The 22,370-nt window shown below is 63.4% G+C and carries 14 protein-coding genes and 1 tRNA gene; 4 read left to right on the forward strand and 11 right to left on the reverse strand.

From position 1 onward, the window contains the following. Positions 1 to 59: 59 nt before the first annotated feature. The 4 genes from NKI99_RS25680 to NKI99_RS25695 all read right to left on the reverse strand — a co-directional run bounded on the left by NKI99_RS25680 (position 60) and on the right by NKI99_RS25695 (position 2,868). Positions 60 to 302, reverse strand: coding sequence for a Trm112 family protein (locus NKI99_RS25680; RefSeq protein WP_127261272.1), 243 nt, complete (start codon positions 300 to 302; stop codon positions 60 to 62). A gap of 207 nt (positions 303 to 509) precedes the next feature. Further along, positions 510 to 1,181, reverse strand: a complete 672-nt coding sequence (locus NKI99_RS25685; RefSeq protein WP_023810888.1) for an LON peptidase substrate-binding domain-containing protein — start codon at positions 1,179 to 1,181, stop codon at positions 510 to 512. Positions 1,182 to 1,284: 103 nt separating this feature from the next. After that, on the reverse strand, positions 1,285 to 2,286 hold the full coding sequence (trxA, locus tag NKI99_RS25690; RefSeq protein WP_352612537.1) for a thioredoxin: 1,002 nt from the start codon (positions 2,284 to 2,286) through the stop codon (positions 1,285 to 1,287). Between the two features lie 84 nt (positions 2,287 to 2,370). Further along, positions 2,371 to 2,868, reverse strand: coding sequence for a prolyl-tRNA synthetase associated domain-containing protein (locus NKI99_RS25695; RefSeq protein WP_023810886.1), 498 nt, complete (start codon positions 2,866 to 2,868; stop codon positions 2,371 to 2,373). 245 nt (positions 2,869 to 3,113) lie between these two features. Between NKI99_RS25695 and NKI99_RS25700 the strand changes: the two genes are divergently transcribed. The 3 genes from NKI99_RS25700 (at position 3,114) to NKI99_RS25710 (ending at position 4,505) form a co-directional block, all read left to right on the forward strand. Then, positions 3,114 to 3,188 (forward strand) — tRNA-Gly (locus NKI99_RS25700). 208 nt (positions 3,189 to 3,396) lie between these two features. After that, positions 3,397 to 4,089 carry a hypothetical protein gene (locus NKI99_RS25705; protein ID WP_245490573.1) on the forward strand — a complete coding sequence of 231 codons (693 nt, stop codon included), beginning with the start codon at positions 3,397 to 3,399 and terminating at the stop codon, positions 4,087 to 4,089. Beyond that, positions 4,086 to 4,505 (forward strand): PIN-like domain-containing protein, encoded by a 420-nt coding sequence (locus NKI99_RS25710; RefSeq protein WP_127297740.1) that lies wholly within the window; start codon positions 4,086 to 4,088, stop codon positions 4,503 to 4,505. The genes NKI99_RS25705 and NKI99_RS25710 overlap by 4 nt, the downstream gene beginning before the upstream one ends. 11 nt (positions 4,506 to 4,516) lie before the next feature. Here the strand turns inward: NKI99_RS25710 and NKI99_RS25715 are convergent, their stop codons facing one another. Then, complete coding sequence (locus NKI99_RS25715) at positions 4,517 to 5,293, reverse strand: SapC family protein (protein ID WP_352612539.1); 777 nt, start codon at positions 5,291 to 5,293, stop codon at positions 4,517 to 4,519. Between the two features lie 57 nt (positions 5,294 to 5,350). On the opposite strand from NKI99_RS25715, the gene NKI99_RS25720 reads away from it, so the two are divergent. Further along, the gene (locus NKI99_RS25720; protein ID WP_352612541.1) at positions 5,351 to 5,926 is read left to right on the forward strand and encodes a DUF6916 family protein; all 576 of its coding nucleotides are present in this window, start codon (positions 5,351 to 5,353) and stop codon (positions 5,924 to 5,926) included. Between the two features lie 320 nt (positions 5,927 to 6,246). Here the strand turns inward: NKI99_RS25720 and NKI99_RS25725 are convergent, their stop codons facing one another. The 6 genes from NKI99_RS25725 to NKI99_RS25750 all read right to left on the reverse strand — a co-directional run bounded on the left by NKI99_RS25725 (position 6,247) and on the right by NKI99_RS25750 (position 22,268). Beyond that, positions 6,247 to 6,783, reverse strand: coding sequence for a GNAT family N-acetyltransferase (locus NKI99_RS25725; protein WP_352556235.1), 537 nt, complete (start codon positions 6,781 to 6,783; stop codon positions 6,247 to 6,249). A gap of 18 nt (positions 6,784 to 6,801) precedes the next feature. Further along, on the reverse strand, positions 6,802 to 8,118 hold the full coding sequence (locus NKI99_RS25730; protein WP_352556226.1) for a DUF8189 domain-containing protein: 1,317 nt from the start codon (positions 8,116 to 8,118) through the stop codon (positions 6,802 to 6,804). 29 nt (positions 8,119 to 8,147) lie between these two features. Next, the gene (locus NKI99_RS25735; protein ID WP_352556228.1) at positions 8,148 to 8,672 is read right to left on the reverse strand and encodes a phage tail protein; all 525 of its coding nucleotides are present in this window, start codon (positions 8,670 to 8,672) and stop codon (positions 8,148 to 8,150) included. Between the two features lie 11 nt (positions 8,673 to 8,683). After that, positions 8,684 to 9,187 carry a phage tail protein gene (locus NKI99_RS25740; RefSeq protein WP_502895896.1) on the reverse strand — a complete coding sequence of 168 codons (504 nt, stop codon included), beginning with the start codon at positions 9,185 to 9,187 and terminating at the stop codon, positions 8,684 to 8,686. A gap of 12 nt (positions 9,188 to 9,199) precedes the next feature. Continuing rightward, the gene (locus NKI99_RS25745) at positions 9,200 to 9,703 is read right to left on the reverse strand and encodes a phage tail protein (protein ID WP_352556231.1); all 504 of its coding nucleotides are present in this window, start codon (positions 9,701 to 9,703) and stop codon (positions 9,200 to 9,202) included. A 136-nt stretch (positions 9,704 to 9,839) separates the two neighbouring features. Next, complete coding sequence (locus NKI99_RS25750; RefSeq protein WP_352612544.1) at positions 9,840 to 22,268, reverse strand: inverse autotransporter beta domain-containing protein; 12,429 nt, start codon at positions 22,266 to 22,268, stop codon at positions 9,840 to 9,842. Positions 22,269 to 22,370 lie beyond the last annotated feature (102 nt).

The raw sequence follows: 22,370 nt of genomic DNA on the forward strand, positions 1-22,370 counted from the left end.
GCCGGTAGGCCAGAGGGGGGTGCTGTCCCGCCCACCTCGCCAGCCTGTGGTGCAAGAACTCAGCCCGGCCCACCCAAGCGTGGCGGCGGCGGGGCGAGCACGTCCTCCACCGAAAGCGTCCGCGCCTCGGAGGGCAGCATGATCGGGATGCCGTCACGCACCGGATAGGCAATCTTGGCGACCCTGGAAATCAGTTCGCCGCGCTCTGGATCCCAGGCCAGCGGCCCCTTGGTCAGCGGGCAGGCCAGCAGCTCCAGCAGCTTGGGGTCGACCTTCCTCTCGTCACGTCCGTCCGCCGCCATAAGATTCTCTTCCCAGCCAGTTGCGGGCCTAAGATGTGCCGAGATTCAGGTCAGGCCGAGTCGAAAATGGCTGATACTGAGAACCGGAGCGGAGCGTACTTTTCGTACGTGAGCTCAGTTCTACCGCAACGCGGTAGAACGGGGAAGCGCAGGAAGCCGCCACTTGCAGGCCGGTCTCACCTGAATATCGACACATCTTACTGCAAATTACTGCAAACTCGAGCCAAAGTCCTCATTCTCGCGCGCCAGCGCCATTTCGGTGATGGCGATCAGCGTCTCCGCCCGGGTCTTCAGGTCGGCTGCTTCGAGCAGCGCCTGTTTCTCGGCCGGCCCGTAGGGCGCCATCATCGACAGCGCATTGACCAGCATGGCATTTTCGGCGCGGCTGACGCTTTCCCAGTCGGCCTCCAAATCGTTGGCCTGCAGATAGGCGCGAAACGCCTTGAGCAGCGATGGCCGGTCGATCTCGTTGTCCGCCTGATCCTCGTCGAGATCGGCAAGGAAAGGCGCGGGCTTGCACTGGCGAAACGGCGTCTTGACGGTCAATTCGTGGGCGATGCGGAACCGGCACACGCCCTGCAGCGAAATCAGGTAGCGGCCGTCGCCACTCTCGGAAAAGGCGATGATGCGCCCGGCGCAACCGACATTGCAGAGTTCCGGCTCGCCATCGCCGCGCAAGGCGCCGTCGAGACTGGGCTGGATGACGCCGATGAGCCGCGAGCCGGCAATCGCCTCGTCCACCATCTGCAGATAGCGCGGCTCGAAGATGTTGAGCGGCATGCGCCCTCCCGGCAGCAAAAGCGCACCCTCGAGCGGAAAGATCGGGATCGTCGACGGCAAATCCTTGGCGAGCCGGTAATGCGCGTTTCCCGCTTGCACCATATTCCTCCGATCGCTTCACCAGAAGCGCGTCATGGCAGTTCTAATCTGGCGCAGTCATGGCCGACGCCAAGCCCGTGCGGCAAAACAACCGGCAAACGGCTCAGGAAAACAGCAATGCCGACAATTTGCGGCGCGCGGCAAGCGTTGCCTCGTCGGTCATGCCCCATGCCTCGAACAGCTGCAGCAATTGCGTCCTGGCGCCATCCTCGTTCCAGCTTCGGTCGGCCTTGATGATGGCCAGCAGATTGTCTGCGGCCGCAGTGCGGTCGCCGTTGGCGTTCTGGATCATGGCCAGATCGAAGCGCGCCTGGTGATCCCCAGGATTTTCCGCCAGCCGGCGCTCGAACTCGGCTGGATTGCCGAGAGCCGCCGCTTGCGCCGCAACCGCCATCCTGGCGCGCAGGGCTGCCAGCGGCGGCGCATCCTTCTTGGCCTCCGGGGCTGTTGCCAAAAGCGCCTCGGCGCCTTCCGTGTCGCCGGTGTCGAACAACAGTTCGCCCAGTCCGGCGATCGCCTCGATCGTCTCCGGCGCCTGCGCCAGGATGGCGTCATAAATGTCGGCCGCGGTCTGCATGTCGCCGGCCTCGCGCGCTTCGGTCGCCGCGGCCAGGGCTTCCGCCACCGGCGGCGCGCCATTGCCCTTGCCGCCGACCTTGGTGATGAATTCGTTGATCTGGCTCTCCGGGATGGCGCCCATGAAGCCATCGACCGGCTGGCCGTCCTTGAAGGCGATGACCGCCGGGATAGACTGGATGCCGAGCTGGCCGGCGATCGAGGGATGGTCGTCGATGTTCATCTTGACCAGCTTGACCCTGCCGCCGGCGGCCTTGACCGCCTTCTCCAACTGCGGCGTCAGCTGCTTGCAAGGCCCGCACCAGGGCGCCCAGAAATCGACCAGCACCGGCTGGCGGCGCGATTCCTGGATGACATCGGCGGCAAAGGCAGCCGTCGTCGTGTCCTTGATCACATCGGCGGGAGCGGCGGGCGCATCGCCAAGCGCGACTTTCGCCGGCGCCGGCGCCGCTCCACCATACTGCACCGAGGTGGTGTACTGGCCGCCATTACCGCCAAAGGAGCCGCCGAACGGATTGTTGTCGCTCATCTCTTTACCCTTCCGTGGCGCCGCCGGCCGGCGGCCAGGCGCCCTATGCTTCAGACCATCTGACTCAAGCCATCCATGTGGCGATCACACGGAGACTTTCAAGATAGCAGCATCGTGCCCGGTTGCCTCGACGAATCTGATCAGGTCCCGCGCCGCGATCGATGTCGTCGCCTCATTGGTCAGCGGATGCCCATTGATCACCGCATGCTCCATCAAATCCTTGTCGAGCACGAGCTTGACCCTGTTTGCCGTGTCGTTGATGACGCCAAAGACCGTCACGGCGCCCGGTGTGACGCCGAGCAGCTCCATCAGCATCTCCGGCTTGCCGAAGGAGACCCGGCTGGCGGCGCCGATCACCTGGTGGATCTGCTTCAGGTCGACGACCGCGTCCTCGCCGACGGTGACCAGGAAGAAATTATCCTTCTTGTCCTTCAGGAACAGGTTCTTCGTGTGCCCGCCGGCGATTTCGCCGCGCAACGCCTGCGAATCCGCGACCGTGTAGAGCGGCGGATGGCGCTTCGTCGAGGCGGCAATCCCGAGTTCAGCGAGAAAGGCCATCAAATCGGCTTCGGTCTTCGGCATCGGTTTCGTTCCGTTTCTCAAGCCAGCCGTTTACGGCCAATGGGGCAGCCGACACAAGACCGTCATGCGACATCATGGTGAGCGGCACCGCCCTTCGCGCTGGCGCCCCGCCGCCCGCCACTCACGCGCCCGCCGGCGGCTTGCCGGCCCCGCGCGGCGTGTCACAAAAAGCCTGTGATTTCCCTGTTGCAATCGCCGCGCTCTTCAGCCATATAGGCCCGGCTTGCGGCCAAGACGCCGTGCGAGCGGGTGTAGCTCAGGGGTAGAGCACAACCTTGCCAAGGTTGGGGTCGAGCGTTCGAATCGCTTCACCCGCTCCAGTTTCCTCTAGAGGGAATCAAGCAGATAAGAAGGCCGTCTAGTGCGGCTTCTTCTTTGTCTACAGTTGCAAGCTACCGCATAGCTACCCGCATGCGGAAAGCGAAAATCATGCAAATCGTAGATTGTGCTTGCCAGATCAGTCACTATTGAGCGCGCATATTGACAGCCGCCCAAGACGCTGAATCTATAAGGCAAGGGAGCATCGAATTGGACAGTCTGATCGGAGTCGGTGTCTACACGCCTGCGGAAGCGGGTCGGCTTTTGCATATCCGTCCTGCCAAGATTGCTAGGTGGCTCCGAGGCCACAACATTAAGGACCAGAAGTACGCGTCACTTTGGTCGCCTGAAGTTGATTTGGGGGATGAGCGGGTTTTTCTTGGCTTTCGAGACCTTATGGAAGTTCGGGTCGCGGATGCCTTCATTCGCGCCGGAGTTTCGGCGATGCGTGTTCGCGCGGCCATACATCTTGCCCGAGATATCATTGGTCAAGACCGTCCGCTTTCAACCAACCGCTTTCGAACGGACGGCCGGGAAATTTTTGTAACCGTCATAGAAACCGGCGAAGATGGCGAAGAGCGAGAACGGCTCCTGAACCTATTTCGTCGCCAGTATGAGTTCAAAGGGATCATCGAGCCGATCTTAAAAACTGTCGATTTTGGCGACGATGGCAACCCGCTTTTGTGGTGGCCCGGCGGTCGCCGGCTCAATGTCGTTGTAGACCCATCGCGGTCTTTCGGTCAGCCAATTGATGCCGCTTCAAGCGTGCCGACGGCGATCCTTGCAGCAGCTGCGCGTCAGGAAGGGATTATTGGCGCCGCCCGTGCCTATCTGGTGCCGGAAGCGTCCGTCCGCCGATCTATTGAGTTTGAGACATCCATGGGGCATGGAATTGCGGCGTGAACGTGCTGTTTGACAACTGCACCGCACCGCTATTTGCTACGACTCTGGACGGTTTCATAAGCCATTACGGGCATCGTGCTTTTCACATCAAGGACGTGCCAGGCCTTCCTGGCGGTCGGCACTCGGCCGACATTGACTGGATCAAACATCTTCAAAGCGCACCAGAGACATGGATCTTCATCTCGGGGGATGGCCGCGTTCTGAGAAACCCAGCCGAGAGAGCGGCTTTGCGATCAGCCGGCCTTCACGGATTTATTCTGGCGCCCGCTTACCAGAAAACGCCAATGAACCAGGTGGCGGCAACCATCGTCTGGAAGTGGCCCGAGATCGAAGGGGTCACTAAATTGGTCGCCGCGCCTTCTATGCACGAGATACCGATTCAGCGGATCAGCAAGTTGCGCGCTCTGCCTCTTTAGACTCGAGAGCCTTACTCCGCCTTCCGCAACGACGCCTGATGCACCAGCGAGGTCCAGCTGTTGGTCGAGGCGAGGTGGCAATAGAGCAGGCCGAGCGCGCCGGATTTGCGCAGGTCGAGGAACGCCTCGTCGCTCAATCTGTTGAAGGCCGGCTCGTCGATCACCTGGAAATCGGTGAGGTTGAGCACCTCGCCGCCTTCCAGCGTCACCTTGCTCTGGCGCGGTGAAAACAGGCTGTGTGCATCGATCTTTTCGACCATCTCGCGGGTGGCTCTGAAGTCGATCTGGAACTGGTTGCAGAAGGCGAGCTCCTGTTTGGTCGCTTCGGTCGGCTCGTTGCCGGTGAAGAACGGCAGGATCTTGTCATCGCGGGACGGCGCCAGCAACTGGTCGACGACCCGGTCGCTGGCCCGTTCGACGCACAGCGTCAGCCGGCCGGCCGATGTCGGGTCTTCGGCCAGGATGAAGGGATAGCGCCGGACATAGGCGGGGATGTAGTGCGGCCCGGTCCATTTGCCGTCGGCATCGACGAACAGGTTCTCGTTCTGGCGCACGCCGGTGATGATCACTGGCGACTTGGCCGGGCCGATAAAGACGATCGGGTAGGAGCGCATCGCCGCCGGCATTTCCGACGCGACCACCGGAATGGCGTGCGCGGAGCGGGCGAAGCCGAAGTCGCTGCGCGCGGTCAGGCCAAGCGAGCCGTGCCGCGCCGGATTGAGCGCCTCGGGCCTCGAATAGAACAGCGGCAACGCATCGCCCGTCCCGTTCGTCTTTGCATCCGCCATGATCCGTCTCCCGCACGCCCATCAGGCTGCCAATGGTCCCGAAGCCGGGATCTATGCTTGTTTGCGCTGATCTTGGGTCGAAAGGAATCCCGCGCAGGAACAAAGTACTACAGCGTCTCTTGCGCGCATAAAAGGACAGGCGGTGCTGTATTTTGGGGTTTTGCGGCGGCCGATTGTCTTGGGGAGCGCGACCGCCGGCCTGCCCGCCTCTGGACAGCTTGCGGCGAAGCGGCGACAGTGCCTCCGCTGGAGCAATTCCAGGAAAAGTGTGGAGCGGTTTTCCCTGGCAATTGCGAAGAAACAAAAGCCGGATCAGCGATCCGAACGCTGAACCGCTCCAGCGGACAGATTGAGGGAAACGGAATGGCGTCGGTGTCGGATTTCGAGCAGGGACAAACCTTCACCGTCGAAGCCGGGGGCCGGCAGATCCCGCTCGAACTGAGCGCGGTCAAGCCCATCGCCGCCAGCCCGCGCCCGGGTGGCGGTTTCTCGCTGCTGTTCAAAGGCCCGCGCGAAATCGCATTGCCGCAGGCGACCTATCTTTTCACGGGGGAAAGCGGCAGCCACGAGATCTTCATCGTGCCGGTCGCCGCCGATGCGACCGGGCGGCTTTACGAAGCGGTGTTCAATTAGAGGCTTGACGCAGGGAGGGTCTGATCGCTTCGAAATTAGCTGAAGCCTCTCCTCTTCGTTCGTCATCCTAGGGCGAAGCAGTCGCGAAGCGACGTCGCGGAGACCCTAGGATCCATGCCGCGACTTTCGAGCGCGACAACGGTGCAATGCTGTTTTACTGCCGGCTCGTGCACCCAGGCTGTCCGAGGCCCTTCTTGAAGCGCAGCAATCTTGGACAAAGGTCGCGGCATGGATCCTAGGGTCTGCGCCGCGTCGCTCCGCTCCTTGCTCCGCCCTAGGATGACGAAGCTGGTGAGAGCCGCCGCTTGCGATGCTCGCCGTCACAAACCAGCCGCCCCGCTCCCCGGCGGCGCACAGGCCATCAGGTCGTAGACGCCCTTGTCCTCGACGACCGCGAAGCCCAGCGCGACATAAAGCCGTCTCGCCGGATTGTGCTTCTCGACATGGATCGATGCTGATTTGCCGGCTAACCATGCCTCGTCGATGAGGTCACAGAGCAGTGCGGTGCCGTAGCCCTTGCGGCGATGATGCGGCAGGAAGGCAATGTCGATGATGCGGTGCTGGCTTGGCCAGCGCTCGACATAGAGGCGGCCGATGTCTTCGCTATCGCGTTCCACCACCAGCCAGTCGGCCTCGGGATAGTGTTTTCGGTAATGCGCGTGCTGGGCCTGGAACTGCATGCCGAGGAATTCGGTCTTCTGCGCCTCGCTCCACGACGTCACCGCGAGTTCTTCGAAGCGGGTCGAGGCATAGAGCCGCGACAGGAACGGCATGTCCGCGTCCACTGCCGCACGAAAGCGGAGCCCGGCCGTGTCAGACCGGGACCAGACCGGACGGGCCTGCTTCGCTTGCGCCACGCTGGCGTAAATCAACCGTCAGACCGGCGGCGTCAGGTCGCGCACGACGACGATCTGCTTGAGATTGTTGTCGGTCAGCGACGTCCAGCTATACTCCCACTCGGAACTGTCGATGCCCATCTGGTTGATCGTCCACAGCCCGTTGGTGCCGTCCGGCATGAGCGCCAGGCTGAACAAAGCGAGCCGGCCATCGGCATTGTAGTTGAGCGTCAGGCGCGTCGAGCGAAGGGATGCGCCGAAATCGCGCCATCCCGACCAGTTTTGGGTGTAGGCATCCCATTGCGCGTTGAATTGGAGGAAGTGCTGCTGGTCGGCGGCGACCAGCACGATATCGCCGTCGCCCTGGATGCCGGCGGCAAGCGCCTGGTTGGGCGCCCTGGAGTAGCCGGGTGTCGCCCACTGCGTCCACGTATCCGATCCGGCGGGCATCTGGCGCGTGTGCAGCACCTGGCCGTTCTGGGTCAGGGCGAACAAATTGGTGGCGCCCAGCGGGCCGACGACCGGCGCCATCTCGATGAAGCCACCTGTCTGGGTCGTGTCGATCTGCACCCAACCCGTCCAGTCGGCGGCCTTCAGGGCCTGCGCCTTCGCCTGCTGGCAGCGATAGAGATGCAGGTTCGAATTGATGCCGAACAGGGCGATGCGGCCGTCGCCTTGGCGTATCGCCGAAACCGTCACCAGCCCGCCGGGGATCTGGATCCAGTCGCTCCACGGTTTGGCCGGCGGCGTCAGCACGTCGACGGTGACGACGATCGGTGTCGTCGTGCCCGGCGGCGTGATGGTTTTCTGCACCTGCACGATCTGGTCCGGATTCTGGTAGATCCACCAGATGCGGCCCTGATTGTCGGTGACGAAGACCTCGATGCGGCCGTCGGCATCGCGCGCCATCGAAAGCTTCTGATAGGAGGTGGCGCCGGGCGGCGTGCCGATGCTCATCGGCGCGGTCCATTTCTCGACCGGGCCGATCTGGTTGGCGTCTTCGGTGATGAAGGACAGATTGGTGGTTCCCGATGGCTGCGCGACCACGGCGACACGGCCGTCCTTGGTGAGGCCCGCCGTCATGATCATCCAGGCGCCGGGCGCGATGAACGACCAGGCCGAGGGCCATGGCCCGTTCGGCGAAAGCTGCGCCTTCTGGATCAACTGCCCCTTCGCAGAATCGATCCCCACCACCATCAGCCGCGAAAGTTCGAAAAACGACGCGCCGGCCGGCTTGTGCTGGTAAATGGGTGGAGGGCTGGACGGCGCCGGGCGGGCGCTGGCCCTGGCAGCCGCTTTCGGCGCCGGCGTCTTGGCTGCAGGGGCTTTCGACTTTGGTTCTGCTTTCTTGGCCATGATATCGATCCTGCCTGTTGGCTCGGAATTCAGGTTCTTGGTGGGAAGACGCCTTGCAGCGCGATGCAGAAATAACAGGTGAGGTAGGGCTGCAAATTGTTGTGCGGCTGGTCGCCGCCGGCGGGCGCTATTGTCTGGTCCGACAGCGACACTATGCTGCCTGGCGCGACATATACATTTCCCTGGCTCGACTTGGCGAACGCATTACCGGGAGCGATGTTGCTGTCCCCGCTGACGATCGAAGGAGCGGCCTGGACGAAATGCGCATGCATCGGCATCTCGGACTCCAGCAGAGACACCGTTTCAGAACCGCCGGTTTCGCCGAGATCATGCAGCGACAGGCCCGGCCCCTGCCCCGGGTGCATCGGCGCACGGCCTTGCAAATCCGGCAAGGCGAAGTTGGACTTGCCGTTGCCGCCATAGGTGGTGCCGAGTAACGAGAACAGCGCGGTGTTCTGTGACAGCGGCAGCAATTGACCGTCACACCAAGCCCAGCCCGTGGGCGCGAAATTGAACGGAAAGATACGGATTTCGGCGACGAACGGATCGGCCATGACGGTCCTCTTTAAGTCGGCGAAGGAAATATGCCGAACAGCGAGATGATGAAGTCGACGCACAGATAGGGCTGGAAATTGCTGTGTGGCTGGCTGCCGCCGCGGCTACCGAGAAACTGGGTGCTCATTGCCACCGATGGGCCGCCGTTGATGAACGCATTGACCTGCCCTGACCTACCAATGACACTTTGGCTGGGGTTGGGCTGATTGGCGACGTCGTTCGAGGCCATCAGGGCGTGGGTATGCGCCGGAATCTGCTGGATTGTCAGCGTGATTTCCTCCGCGCCCCCCGTCTCGGCCAGGATGAACCCGTTGCCCTGATGGATGGGAAGGCGGCCACGCAAGTCGGGCAGCGCGAAGGTGCTCTCGCCATCGCCGCCATAGGTTGTGCCTATCAGTTGGAAAAGTGTCTCGTTCTCGGAGATCGGCAGCAACTGTCCCTCGCAGAACATCCAGCCGGCCGGCGCAAAATTGCCGGCGAACATGCGAATCTCGCCAACATAGGGTTGTGCCATGGTCGCGTTTCCTCAATTCGGCGATGGGAAAATGCCCTGCAGGGCAATGCAGAAAGTCAATGCCAGGAAAGGCTGCATATTGAGATGCGCCTGACTGCCGCCGATATCGGTGACAGTGCCGGCAACCATGGCGCCGAGGTTCTGCACCGGACCATAGAGGGTGTTTGGCGCACTGTTGCCAAGCAGGTTGTTGGCCGGAAGATTGGTCGCGCCCGTGACAGACGATGCGTTGGCGGCGTGGACATGCGTGGGCATTTCCGCGATCGACAGCGTGTGGGCCTGCTCGCCGCCGCGCTCGCCCAACGTATGGCCGCCGCCGACATGAATTGGCATGCGTCCACGATAATCGGGAAGTGCGAAATTCACCCGACCATCGCCGCCAAAGGTGGTGCCGAGCAGCGAAAAAAGTGCCTGGTTCTGGTTGATGGGCAGGAGCTGCCCGTTACAGAGTGCCCAGCCTTTTGGCGCGAACACGAACGACATGATTCTGATTTCCGACAAGAACGGCTCAGACATAAGTCCTCTCCCCCAAACTGCTTGTACTGACCTTACGGCGACTGCATTAGCAAGTCGACAGAAATCGCCAAGAAAATTTAGATCGCTTTATTGCCAATGGACATACCTAATTCTTCATAAGTATTTCCAGTCGGAATCAGTTAGTTGGCACGAGGACCAGCCCGCCATTGTGCCCGCCAGGTATCGCGGCATAAGCCGGCGCACCGCCGGCGTCGAAGGAAAACACCGAACCGGCCGGCGTGTTGCCGCCGGCATTCCAGATGGCGGTGGCGATCGCCTGGTTGTTCGCGCCGCCTACAAAGTTCTGGAAATACAGGTGCGACGTAGTGCTGCCTATGCGTGCCAGGAAGGCGATGTCGTCGGCTGGCTGAGCCAGAGTCACTGTGTTGCTGCTGATGTTCAGATAGGTGTTTGTAAGGTCGCCGGCATTGGAACCCGCGCGCACATCGATGCCGACCGCGCCACTGCCCGCCACACCGGTGCCCGAAAGCGTGATGTTGTTGTTCATGATCGTCAAATCCAGCGAACCATTGTCCGTGCTCGGACCGGCGCCGTCGCCGTGCGGCGTCGCGAAGATAGCCGGATCGTTGCCGGACTTGGTGATCGTGTTGCCGATGATCTCGATGATGCCGGTCGAGGCATCTTCCGGATGGATGAAGATCGCCGAGCCCGCCGAGCCGACGCCGCCGCCCTGGATGTCGGCATTGCTGTTGATGCGGCCCATGATGACGGCATTGTTGATGCCGAAGACGTTGATGACCGGGCCGCCTTTGCCATAGATCTTCTTGTTGTTGAGGATCTTAAAGTTCAGGTGCGCGGTGTCCTCGGCGTTGAGGCCGATGGCGCGGCCGGCTCCGCTGAGGGCGGCTTGCGGGTCGAACGTATTGCCATTGGCGACCGTGCCGTCGCCGATGTTGACATTCAGCGTCGAGGTGTCGCGCGCAAAGGCTTCGACGCCGGACGTCTTCAAGCTCAGGAAGCTGCTGTTCAGGATGTTGAGCGTCGCGTTGGCGGTGCCGAAGGCTTCGAAGTTGAGACCTTGCGCGCCGAATGAGGAGTCCTTGGTGTTGCTGAACGTGCTGCCGCTGATGTTCAGCGTCAGACTGGTGCCCGTGCCGTTGCGGATGTCGACCAGATTGTCGCCGGCGGAGAGATCGCCGGCCGCGAAGCTAAATGTGGAATTGGTGATCGATGCGGTGCCGGTAAGGTTGTAGAACCGCATGTCGCCTTCAAAGACCGCGTCGCCGAAGCCGGTCACCGTGGTGTTGGCAATCGTCAGGTTCGAGACGTTCTGGCCATTGATGCCGACCTGGACGCCGCCATTTAAATTCAGATTGGTGAAACTGACCGTCGAAACGCTGCTCATGTTGATGGCGGCCTGAGCCGCGCTGTTGAATGTCGGGCCGTCGACATTGTTCAACGTGCCGTTGCCGCTGTTGGCATTGGTGAAGTTCATGTTCGAGAGCGAGAGATTGCTCGTCGACGTGAACACCGCGCCTTGCACTGTGCCCGTGATGGTGCCGCCGGAACCCGCCGTCGTGCCAATGCCGGTCACCGTCAGGCCGCCACTGCCCGTATTGTTGAGGACGATACCGTTGGTGCCACCGTTGGCCGAAATGCTCTGGAACGTCACGCCGGAACCGCCGATCGTCGTGTTGACGACGTTGAGCGCCGTGCCTGTGCCGGACGCGATCGTGTTGCCGGTGCCCTGCACCGTCACCGTGCCGCCGCCCGTGGCGCTGAAGCCGCCGCCGCTCGTTGTGTTGATAATCAGCCCGCCATTGGTGAAGTTGATGGTCGCGCCGGGGTTGCTGGTCAGGATGACGGCGGCATTAACACCGGTCGAGAGCGTCTTGACCGCGCCGCCGAAGTTGATCGTGCCGCCGGCGTTGCTGAGCACGGCAATGCCCAGCCCGCCATCGCTGCGAGTGATCGTGCTGGCGCTGTCGAAATTGATTAAACCGCCGGCCATGCCGCGGATATTTGCGACATTGCCGCCGGGGTTGGTGATGTCGACATTGTTCAGGTTGACGACCGCGCTGACGTCGTCATTGCCTGGCGTGCCCTGATCGCCGTCGACGACAAAGGCATGGTTCGCAGCCCCCGCGTCGGTCTGGATGGCGACATTGTTGAAGGTGTAGGTGCCGGTCGCGTTGTTCAGCGAATCGCCGAGAATGGTGATGCCGGCCGTGCCCGTCAGGCTGGCATTGTTGACGGTGACGCTGCCCGCCGCCCCGTCGATCACAATGCCGGTGCCGCCGGTGTCGTTGAGCCCGTTCGCCACGGCAGTGGTGAAATTCACCGAACCGCCGGCGGTGTCGGCGACGACGATCATGCGCTGGCCGGTGGTGGCTTGCGTGATCGTGCCGGCATAGGTGACGGTGGCGGTGCCGCCATTGACATTGAACGCGGTGCCGCTTGGGCTGATGATCGAGGTGCCGGTGCCGAAATTGAACGTGCCGCCCGAGCCGTTGAGGATGTCGACGCTGGCATTGCCGCCATTCAGCGTCGTCGTGCCGACGAAACTGTAGATGCCGTCCGCATTGTCGAACTGCAGGCCGGTGCCGTTCGTCGCCGAGAGCGCGCCGGTGGCGAAGTTGAGCGTGCCGCTGTGGCCGCCCGCGACGCTGACCAGGGTGGCATTGTTCGACTGACTGACATTGCCGGTATAGTTGAGGTTGGCGGTGCCGCCGCTGACGGCGATGGTTGCCGCGCTGCCGCCGACCAGCGAGCCGGCGCCGAGATTGATCGTCCCCGACCCGATGACGTTGGTGAGGACGACGGCGCTGTTGCCGCCGGCGCCGTTGCTGGTCGAGGAAAAATTCATGCCGGTGGCCGCGACGGTGACGCCGCTCAGGTTCATCGCCACACCGGTGCCCGTGGCGATGGAGTTGCCCACGCCGGTGACGCTGACCGTGCCGGTGCCCGTGGCATTGAAGCCGGCGCCTGCCGAGGTCACGATCGCCAGCCCGCCGCCGTTGAAATTGACCGTCACCGGGGCGCTGTTGCCGGCAATATCGACGCCAAGCCCGCCGCCGCTCATGCCGATGGCGTAGCTGGCGCCGCTGATGTTGTAGGTGCCGCCGGTGTTGGCGGTGATCGATATGCCGGTGCCCCCACCGGTAAAGCTGTTCGAGGCGCCGGACACCGTCACCGTGCCGCCTGCATTGTTGTTCAGCGATACGCCCAGCCCGCTGGCCGTCAGATTGCCGCTCAGGGCGACGAGGCCGGCGCCGGCAAGCCGGCTCTGGACATTCAGCGCCGGACTGAATGCGCCCGAATTGTTGACCGTGCCCGAATAGCTCACGGCAGCCGTGCCGCCGACGACATTGAAGGACGCGCCCGTCGCCCCGCTGAGCGCGCCGGTGCCGAGATTGAGCGCTCCGCTGACATTGGTCAGGCTGACATTGTTGACGCCGCCGGCCGACGAGGTCGAATCGAGCGCGATGGTGGCGGCGACACCGGAGAGATTGATCGCTGTGCCGCCGGTTGCGTTCACCGTCTGGGCGGCAGCCGTAGCGGTGATGCCCATCGTGCCGCCGGTGGCGAGAATGCCGGTGCCGGCGGTGGTGTCGATGGTGACGCCATTGGTGAAGCTGGTTGTGCCGCCGGCCTGCGAGAGACCAACGCCGCTGGTCGTGTCGATGTTGGCGAGACCGGTGACGTTGAGCGTGCCGGTCTGGACTCGGATGCCGCCGCCTGTGTTGGGGACGGTGACATTGTTCACCGTCACCGTGTTGAAGTTGAAGGTGCCAGTGTTGGTGTTGATGGCATCGATGCCGAAGCCCGTCGTGTTGGTGATGCTTGTCCCGCCGGTGACGGTGAAGGTCCCGGCGACGCCGTCGAAGATGATGCCGCTGGCGCCGCCTAGGGCGCTGACGGTGGCAAACGTCATGTTGACGGTCAGCGGATCGAGATCGAATGCCGCGCCGTTGTTGGTGGTGACCACGCCACCGCTGTTGTTCAGCGTGAAATTGGTGGTTTTGGTGTTGGCGATGACACCGGTGCCGCCATTGTTGGCAAGGCTGAGCGTGCCCAGATCAAGGGTACCGCTGGTGTTGGTGAAACTGAGGCCATTGCCCTGCACGCGAGCGCCTGGGTTACCGATGCCGAGCGTGCCGGCACTGACCGTGCCGCCGGCGCCGTCGGAATCGAAGCGGACATTGTTGAAGGCGATGCCGCCGCTGCCGGCGCCGCCGGTCACCTTGTTGCCGGCAAACGACCTGATCGCAATTGAGTTGTCGGTTGCATTGATGTTCTGACCGGCGAAGGACGCTGCGAGGCCGGAGCCGGTCGATTGCAGCGTGTTGCCGTCAATCGACAGCAGAAGCGTATTGGCCGGAGCTCCCGTGGTGGAGAAATCGAGCGCGTTGCCGCCGGCGGCGATGGTGTTGTTCCTGACGAAGAAACTGGAGGCGCCGGTGGCGTTGGCGGCAACGCCCGCACCGAAACCGAGATTGCTGACGATCAGGTTCTGGATGCCGCCCGTGAAGATGCCGCTGCCTGATGTCGCCAGGTTGATGACCTGCGTGGCGTTGTTGCTCTGCAGGACCGGCCGCAGCGTGTCGATGCCCCCCGGCGCCGAAATGATCGGCGAGTTCTGCACCGTGGTGAAGTGGAACGCGGCGGAGGCGCCGCTGCTGGTGTCGACACCGAGCTGCGAAACATCGACCGCCGCGTCGCCGCTCTTGAAGGCGAGCAGCACCTGCCCGTCATCGAGGTTGAACGTGGTGCCACTCAGGTCGATGGTTTCCTGGGCGCCGTTGACGTTCTTGTCGATCAGCACCACGACGTTGGCCGTGGAAGCCTGTGCGCCCGCGTAACTGCCCGGATTGGCGAGGCTGCCGTCGCCGGTGCCGCCTTCGGTGACGTAGTAGACGCTGATCGATGACAGGTTGGAAACGTCGCCGGTGAAATTCACGTCGTTGAAATTGTAGTCGCCATTGGTCGGCAAACTATCGGTGGTGTGGATGACGTGGCCGCCGGTGGTTGCGATCGACGACTCGGCCGGGCCGGCGCCGTCGCCGAACACCAGCCTGGCGTTGGTGGCGCTGGAGAACTGCACGCCATAGCCGACATTGGCGATAGTCGATTTCTGGCCGGCCGGATTGTTGTTGACGGTGTCGCCGAGCTGGATGGTGCCCGTGCCGGTGGTGCCGGCCATGTCGATTCCGATCGTGCCGGCGAAGCCGCCGCCGTCTACATCAAAATCGTCCGCGGTGATGTTGCTCGCGCCGAGCGCCGCGCCGTTGAGGTCGAGGCCGACCGCATTGGCGGCATTGAGCCCGATGGTCAGGCTGGCGAAATTCAGCGTCGAGCCGAGCGTGCCAGAGACCTGGACGCCGGTCGTGGTGACGCCCTGCAGGTCGACCGCGCCGAGATTGAGGGTGCCGCCGCTGACATTGTTGAGCGATATGCCGGTCGCCGCGCCATTGACCGAAATCGTATCGAACTTGATACCACCGACGCCGACCGTCGCGCCTTTCGCCCCGGCGACGACCGCCGTCGCGTCGCCAAGCTTCAGCGCCGTGCCCGTGCCGGTGGTGATGGTGTTGCCGTCGCCGGTGACGCTGATCGTGCCGGGGCCAAAGGTGCTGGCGGTGAAGCCGGCGCCGCTGCTGGTGGTGATGACGAGGCCGCCATTGGTGAAGTTGAGCGTGCCCTTGGTCTGCGGGTCCATCACGTACGACGGTGCCTTGACGATGGCATCGTTGGCGCCGGTGTTGAATATCTTCGACGTACCAGAGAAGGTGACCGTGCCGTTGGCCGAGCCGCCGATGGCGACACCCTCGCCACCGCTGTGATCGATGGTGCTCGAAATATCGTATATGCCTTCGGCATGGCCAAAGAAGTCGAAGGCCGTCGATGACGTGGTGGAAACGACGGAACCGCTCATGTTCAGACGGGTCGCATCGCCGCTGGCGCTTATCACCGATCCCGCACCTACCGTGATCGAACCTTTGTAGGTCAGCGTGGTGAAGGCCAGGTCATTGCCGCCGCCGAGGCTGATAGCCGAGACGGTGGTGTTCGTGATGCTGGCGCTGCCGTTGACGCCGACGTTGACGGTCCCGCCCTGCGAGCTCTGTATGATGCCGAACTGGCCGCCATCGATGGTCAGGGTGGATCCGGCGACATTGGCGATGTTGACGGTGCCAACCTCGGGACCGCCGATATCGAACCCGGCATATTGGACGTCGAGATCGATCGTGCCGGTGAAGTTGACCTCCCCGGTGCCACTCAGGGCGTACAGCCAGGCGCCGGTGTATCCAGTATCCCTCAGGCCGCCGATGTTGACATCCCCGACGAGATTGGCGCCCAACAGCGTCACGCCGGCACCGCCGGGGTCGCCGGGAAGAGCAGGGATCGTGGAGTCCGCCGAGATGCTGTCGAAGGTAATGCCGGCGCTGCCGACATTGGCACCATACACCACAAGTCCGTCGCTGCCGGCATTGATCTCGTTGCCGGCGCCGGTGACGGTAATGATGGTGGAGGTTGCGCCAGCCGGGCCTAAATCGCCAATTGCGACGAAGCCCGCCCCGGTCATTGTCGTTATAGCAAGGCCACCATTGGTGAAGTCGATCGTGCTGTTGGTATTGAGTGCCGGGACGGCTGAAGCGTAATTGCCAATGATGCCCAAGCTCACGCCGTCCGTCGCGCCCGAGCTGATCACCTTGCTGGTGCCCGAGAAGGTGATCGCGGCCGCGTCGTTGCCGGCAACGACGATGTTGCCGCCGGCCGCCGCATTGGTATCGGTGAGATTGCCCGACAGCGTCACCGAGCCGCCGGTCATGCTCTGGATCGACACCGCGGCGCCCGTGCCGTTGCTGGCGATCGTGCCGCCATAGGAAATCGTCGCGTTGCCGCCGCTGGCTGCGGTCCCCGAGCCGACATTGAACGACGTGCCCGAACCGGTGTTGGTCAGCGTACCGGTGCCGAAGCTTGCCGTGCCGCTGAGGTTCTGCAGGTCGACGCCGCTGCCGGAAGCGAATGTGGCACTTGTCGAGGCGAAGTTGATACCGGCCGTGATGCCGTCGAGCGCCGCCGCCTGCGCGTTGGTGGCGTTGATCGTGCCGGTCACGACATTGACCGTGCCGCCGCCGGTGGCGCTGAACGCTGTCACGTCGTTCGTGGTGATGTCGACATCGGCGAAGGTGATCGTGGAGCCGGCATTGCCTGTCAGCGAGACGCCATTGCCGTTGACCGTCACCTTGTCGGTGAAATCGACCGTGCCGCCGCTGCGGTTGGCGATCGAGATGCCGCCGCCGGTCAGCGTGCCAGCCGATCCGCTGTTGGGCAAGGTGCCGCGCGTGACCGTGATGTTGCCGGCGCCGCCATCGACGTCGAGCAGCGTGCCGGCAACGTTGATGTTGTTGTCTGTGATCGACAAATTGCTGTCGAGGCCGACGACCTTGAACGCGGTCTGGCCCGCGGCGACGTTGGTGATCGTGACGCCTTCGATGAAGATGCCGCCGGCATTGTCGACGATCGTACCTTGGTCGACAAGGAAGACCGAACCGCTGCCGCCGCTGAAGTCGAACGCGGTGTCGCGCACCTGGTTGCTGCCGAGCAGCTGCAAGGTATCGCCGCCCGTGCTCTTGACCACGCCCTCATTGCCGGTGACGTTGCCGCCGGTGGCGCCGAGATTGCCCTGGACATTGATTGGCTGGATGGTGCCGGAGGTGATGATCGAACTGCCGTTGCCGAAGCCGGCGATCGACTGGCCCGAATCGAGCGTGAACGGCGTGGCGCTCAGATCGACCGTGCCGACAAAGGCGAAGGTCAGTGTGCCGGTCATGGCATCGGCCTGGGCGGCCGTGACCGTGGTCACCGCGGCGCTGAGCCCGTTGGTGCCGGCAGCGATCACACCACCGTCCTGGGAAATCATGACGACCCCGCCGACCGCGCTGGCCAGATTGGCGCTGCCGGTGAAGGCGACATCGTCGAAATCATAATTGCCGAGCGTCGGATCGAGCCCGATCGTGTTGACCGTGTAGCCGCCACTGGCCGCGCTGATGAAGGATTCCAGCCCGTCGCCCGCATTGCCGTCGCCAAAGGTGAAATTGGCGTTGGCCGACGTCGCCGTTGTGCCGCCGGACGACAGTTCGACGCCGACGCCGACCTTCGAGATGCTGGAGCCCTGCAGGAAGGTGATGGTCTTGTTGCCGATGGTCGACGACAGGTCGATGCCGCGCGAGGTCAGGTCGTCGGTGCCGGTGATCGTCGTCACGCCGAAATCGGCTATCGTTGACGAACCGCTGAAGTCGATGCCGGTCTGGTTGGCACCGGAGCCCATCGTCACATTGGTTGTTCCAAATGTGACATCGGCATTGGTCAGGGCGAAGTTGATGCCGGCTGGACCGACGGTCGAACCCATCGTCACGCTGGTAGTGCCGAAGGTAACTGCGCCGGCATTGTTGGTGATGTCGATGCCATTGCCCGTGGCGCCCGACACGGTCACCGCCCCGAAGGTCGCCGATGCGGTGCTGGCGACATTGGCGACGGCCAGGCCGGTGGCCGTCGCGCCGGTGATCGACAGCGGAGCTGTGACGTTCAGCGTCGCGGTGCCGGCAAGGCCGGTGACGACGGCACCACCGCCGCCCGTCGCAGACAGCGTCGAGCCGATGAAGCTGATCGCGCCGCCGACCGGGGGCAGCGACGAGCCGATCGCGAAAAGATTGCCGGTGCCGGTCGAGGTGATGCTGCCGCTGAAGGTCACCGAGCCGCCGGTGGTGCCGTCGACCTTGACCGCCGTGCCTGGCACGGTTGCCGAGCTGGAGATGTTGGCCGCTACACCGATTGTCGCGCTGCCACCGGAAACGACGACACCGTCGCCAACGCCCGAATTGGTGATGGTGCCACCGAGGATCGTGATCGAGCCCGTGTTGTTGGTCAGGCTGACATCGGTGCCCGCGACATTGGTCGTCACCAAATTGGTGATGGTGAAGGTCGATGACGAATCGTTGATTGCAACGCCGTTGATGCCGGCACCGGTGCCGCCGATAGTGACATTGCCACCCAGGAACTGGCCGCCCGAGACGGCATTGAAATTGAGCGCTGTGGCTGCCACGACGCCTGTCGTGATGCTGTCGAACGCCATGCCGCCGGTGCCGATGGTGACGCCGTCGAGATAGATCGCGTGGCCGGTGCCGGTGGTGATCTGCTCCGTGCCTGCGGCCGCGACTGTGATCGTGCCGCCCCCGGTGGCGCTGAAGCCGGTGCCGATCGTCGTGGTCAGATCCAGCCCGCCGGTGAATTTGATTGTGCCGCCGGTGTTGCCACTCAGGTTGATCGCGAAGGCGGTGGCGGTGCTGGCGGTGATCGCTCCGCCGAACGTGGCGCTGCCGCCGCTCATGCCAGAGATCGTCACCGCGCTGGTAGCAGCGGTCTGGTTGATGGTGCCGTTGTAGGTGACGTTGGGCGTCGAGTTGCTGATGGAGAAGGCGTTGCTGCTCGTGTTGGCGATGGAACTCCCGACCCCGAAGGTCAAGGTTCCGCTGGAACCGCCGACGATGCCTATGCCTACGCCGCCGCCGGTGATGTCGAGATCGTCGAAGGTGGCGATGCCGTCGAAATTGTTGGTGGACAGCGCGGCACTGGTGGCGTTGGTGATCTTGGTGTTGCCGGTGAAATTGACGGTCGCGCTCGAACCAACAAGCGCGATGCCGGTTTGAGATGCGGTCTGGACGGTCAGGTCGTCGACCGAGACCGTACCGGTCACTCCATCGAGGAAGAGGCCGGTAGCGACATTGCTGACCGTCACGCCTTGGACGGTCAGGCCATTGATGCCCAGGCCGTGTATGCCGGCGGCGGCGCCACCGGAAATATTGAAATCGAGCAACGTGTTGCCGTTGCCCAGCGTCACGACATCGCCGCCGCCGGAACTGGTCAGCGTTGCCGCGCCCGCGGAATCCGAGATGGATTCGTCATGATGGACGTTGGTGCCGGTGACATTCAACGGCACCCCGCCGAGCGAGAACTCGCGGCCGTTGCCGAACGAGGCCAGTTCCTGTCCGTCGCTCAGCGAGAAGCCGGTGGCGTCGTCGATTGTCCCGCGGTTGACCAGCACAATGATGGCGTCGCTGGCGGTAATGCTGTCGGCATAATCGATCGAGGCGAGGTCGGTGATCGACGTGCCGCCGCCCGAAGCCCCGGCCGCGACGAAGATATAGTTGCGCAGATCGTAAAGTTGCAGGCCGGTAAACTGTGTCGTGCCGAAGGCGTAGTGGCCGCTGCCCTCATTGAGCCCGCGCGCATCGAGCGAGGCGGTGATGCCGGAGATGGAGCTGGAATCGCCGCCGAAGGTAAATTCGGCGTTGGCCGTGGCCCCCGGCGTGCCGGCTATGCCCAGCCGCACGCCGGTATCGACATTGGTGATGACGCCGCCAACGGTGATGGTGATGACCGCCCCGCCAACACTCGGTGAGGTCAGGTCGATGCCGATCGAGCCGGCAGCACCGGTGCCGGTGATGTTGAGCGACTGCGCGGTGAAATTGGTCCTGGATCCGGAGAAGTCGAGGCCGGTGCCGACACCCAGTCCGGAGATGACGATGTTGCCGGCGACCACCGCCGCATTGACGCCGGCAAACGAGATGCCGTCGGCGCCGGGGTTGGTGATGCTGATGTCGCCGAAGCGGATCGTCGCCGGCGAATCCGAAATGGCGATCGCTGGTCCGGTCGTGTTGGAGATCGTCGTCGCACCGTTGACCGTGAAGCTGCCCGCGACATTCTCGAGCACGACACCCGACGTGCCGCCGCTCTGGCTGATCGAGTCCAGCACCACATGAGCGGTGATCGGATCGATGAAGACGGCGGTGCCGCCATTGCCCGATATTGTGCCGCCGGTGGTGGTGAACGTCCCGCCGGTCGAGGTGCCCTGCACGGTGATGCCGCGGTCGGTATTGTCCTGCGCATTGACGGTGGCGAAGGTGTAGGTGCCCTTGCCGGTGATATCGAGACCGTTGTCGAGATTGCCCTGCAGCAGCGTCGTGCCGGTGAAATTGTAGGTGCCGTCGCCGTCGATGTGCAGACCGTCGAGGCCGTTGCCGGTGGCGGTGAAGTTGGAGCCGGTGATGCCGGTCGAGCTGCCCGTGAAGTCGGCGCCGTTGCCGCCCGCACCGGTGACCGTCACATTGGTCAGCGTCGCGCCAGTGATGTTGTTGCCCAAAATGCCGTTGGCGCCGCCCGTGATGGTGATGCCGTTGAGCGTGTTGCCGTTGCCCAGCGTGATGACGGGGTTGACGACGTTGGTGCCCTGGATCGTGCCGTCGCTGCCGCCCAGGTTGAAGGTGCTGGTGCCGCCACCGAACAGCCTGGCGGTGACGCTTTCGCCGCCGCCGATGACGGTCTGGCCATTGGCGAGCGTCACGCCGCCGGTCGTCAGATTGCCGTTGCCGCCAAGCGCGACGACAAAGCCGTTCGCACCCGACTTGGTCACGGCGTCGTCCAGCGTCGTCGGGTCGGCCAGCGTGCCGGCGCCGGCGAGGCCGCCGTCGGCGAAATAGAACTTGCCGAAGGCGGCACTGGTGGCGGCGTTGATGGCGATGCGCGTGGTCGTGCCGCCGGTCAGCGTCTGCGACTGGACGCGGACGCCGATGTCGCCACGCACCCGTTCGTTGACGCGCTTGCGAAGGCCTTCGCTGACCGGATAGACCGGCTCCGCCCCGCTATCGGTCCCGTCTGCATTGTCCGAGCCGCTGCCAGGATTGAACGGGATGTTCAGCCGCACACTGCCGGCGAACTGGGTGTCGTCGCGATTGTCGTTGCGGACCTCGCCGGCGAAGACCAGTTCCGTGTTGCTGCCGAAGACATCGCCGATCGTATACTCGAACCCGGCCTTGGCGCCGGTGACGCTGCCGTCGTCGCCATGCGGATCCTCGAAATGATAGCCGCCGATGTCGAGCCGCAGCGAATGCTTGTCGGGCAGGGCGACCGGCACCTGCGCACCGATCTCGCCCTCGATGCCCCACGCCGCGTAGTCGCGGTGGTCGATGACCGAGATCTGCTCGATCAGCTGGTTGCTGACCATCGACAGGGTCGAGCTGGCCGAGTGATCCGTTGAATCGCCCTTGATCGGCAGATAGACGTTCACATGCGCATCGAAATGAGGCGTGATCGCCTCGGCGCCCAGCGTGGCGGCGGTGAACTGGGTGGAGTTGTAGTTCTCGATGTTGAGGTAGGCGTAGCCGCCGATCATCAGGTCCGGGTTGACGATGCGGCGAATGCCGAGGCCGACATCCTGGCCGAAACCATCCTTGAAATCGTGCTTGGCCCGGACATCCAGGAACAGCACGGATTCGGCCGTCTGCTTGAGCGGGATGAAACCTTCGAGCGCGGCGTTGCCGCCATTGTTGTCGGCGCCGATGATAGCGCGGATCTGCGGCTGCCACAGGCCGTTCGGATCGGCATGGGCCGCCAGACCGGAAAGGCCGAGCGCCAGCGTCGTCAGCGCCGTCGTCTTCCAGAGATGCCTGGCGATTCGCGAACGGCGATAGCCGGCGCGAGCGTGGAAATCCTCCCCACGCGCCGCTATCTCACCAACTTGCCGAGAAGTCTCGGTAGTTCCCATCCCTGGCGAGTCCTTCGGGGACTACACGCGCCCCGTGTAAATCCTTAATCGAATTCTATTGTATAGCGAGTCTCGGGCGCTCCGATTTCTGAAAGCTCCCTG

This window comes from Mesorhizobium sp. M0239 (assembly GCF_040321815.1).
Classification (GTDB): domain Bacteria; phylum Pseudomonadota; class Alphaproteobacteria; order Rhizobiales; family Rhizobiaceae; genus Mesorhizobium.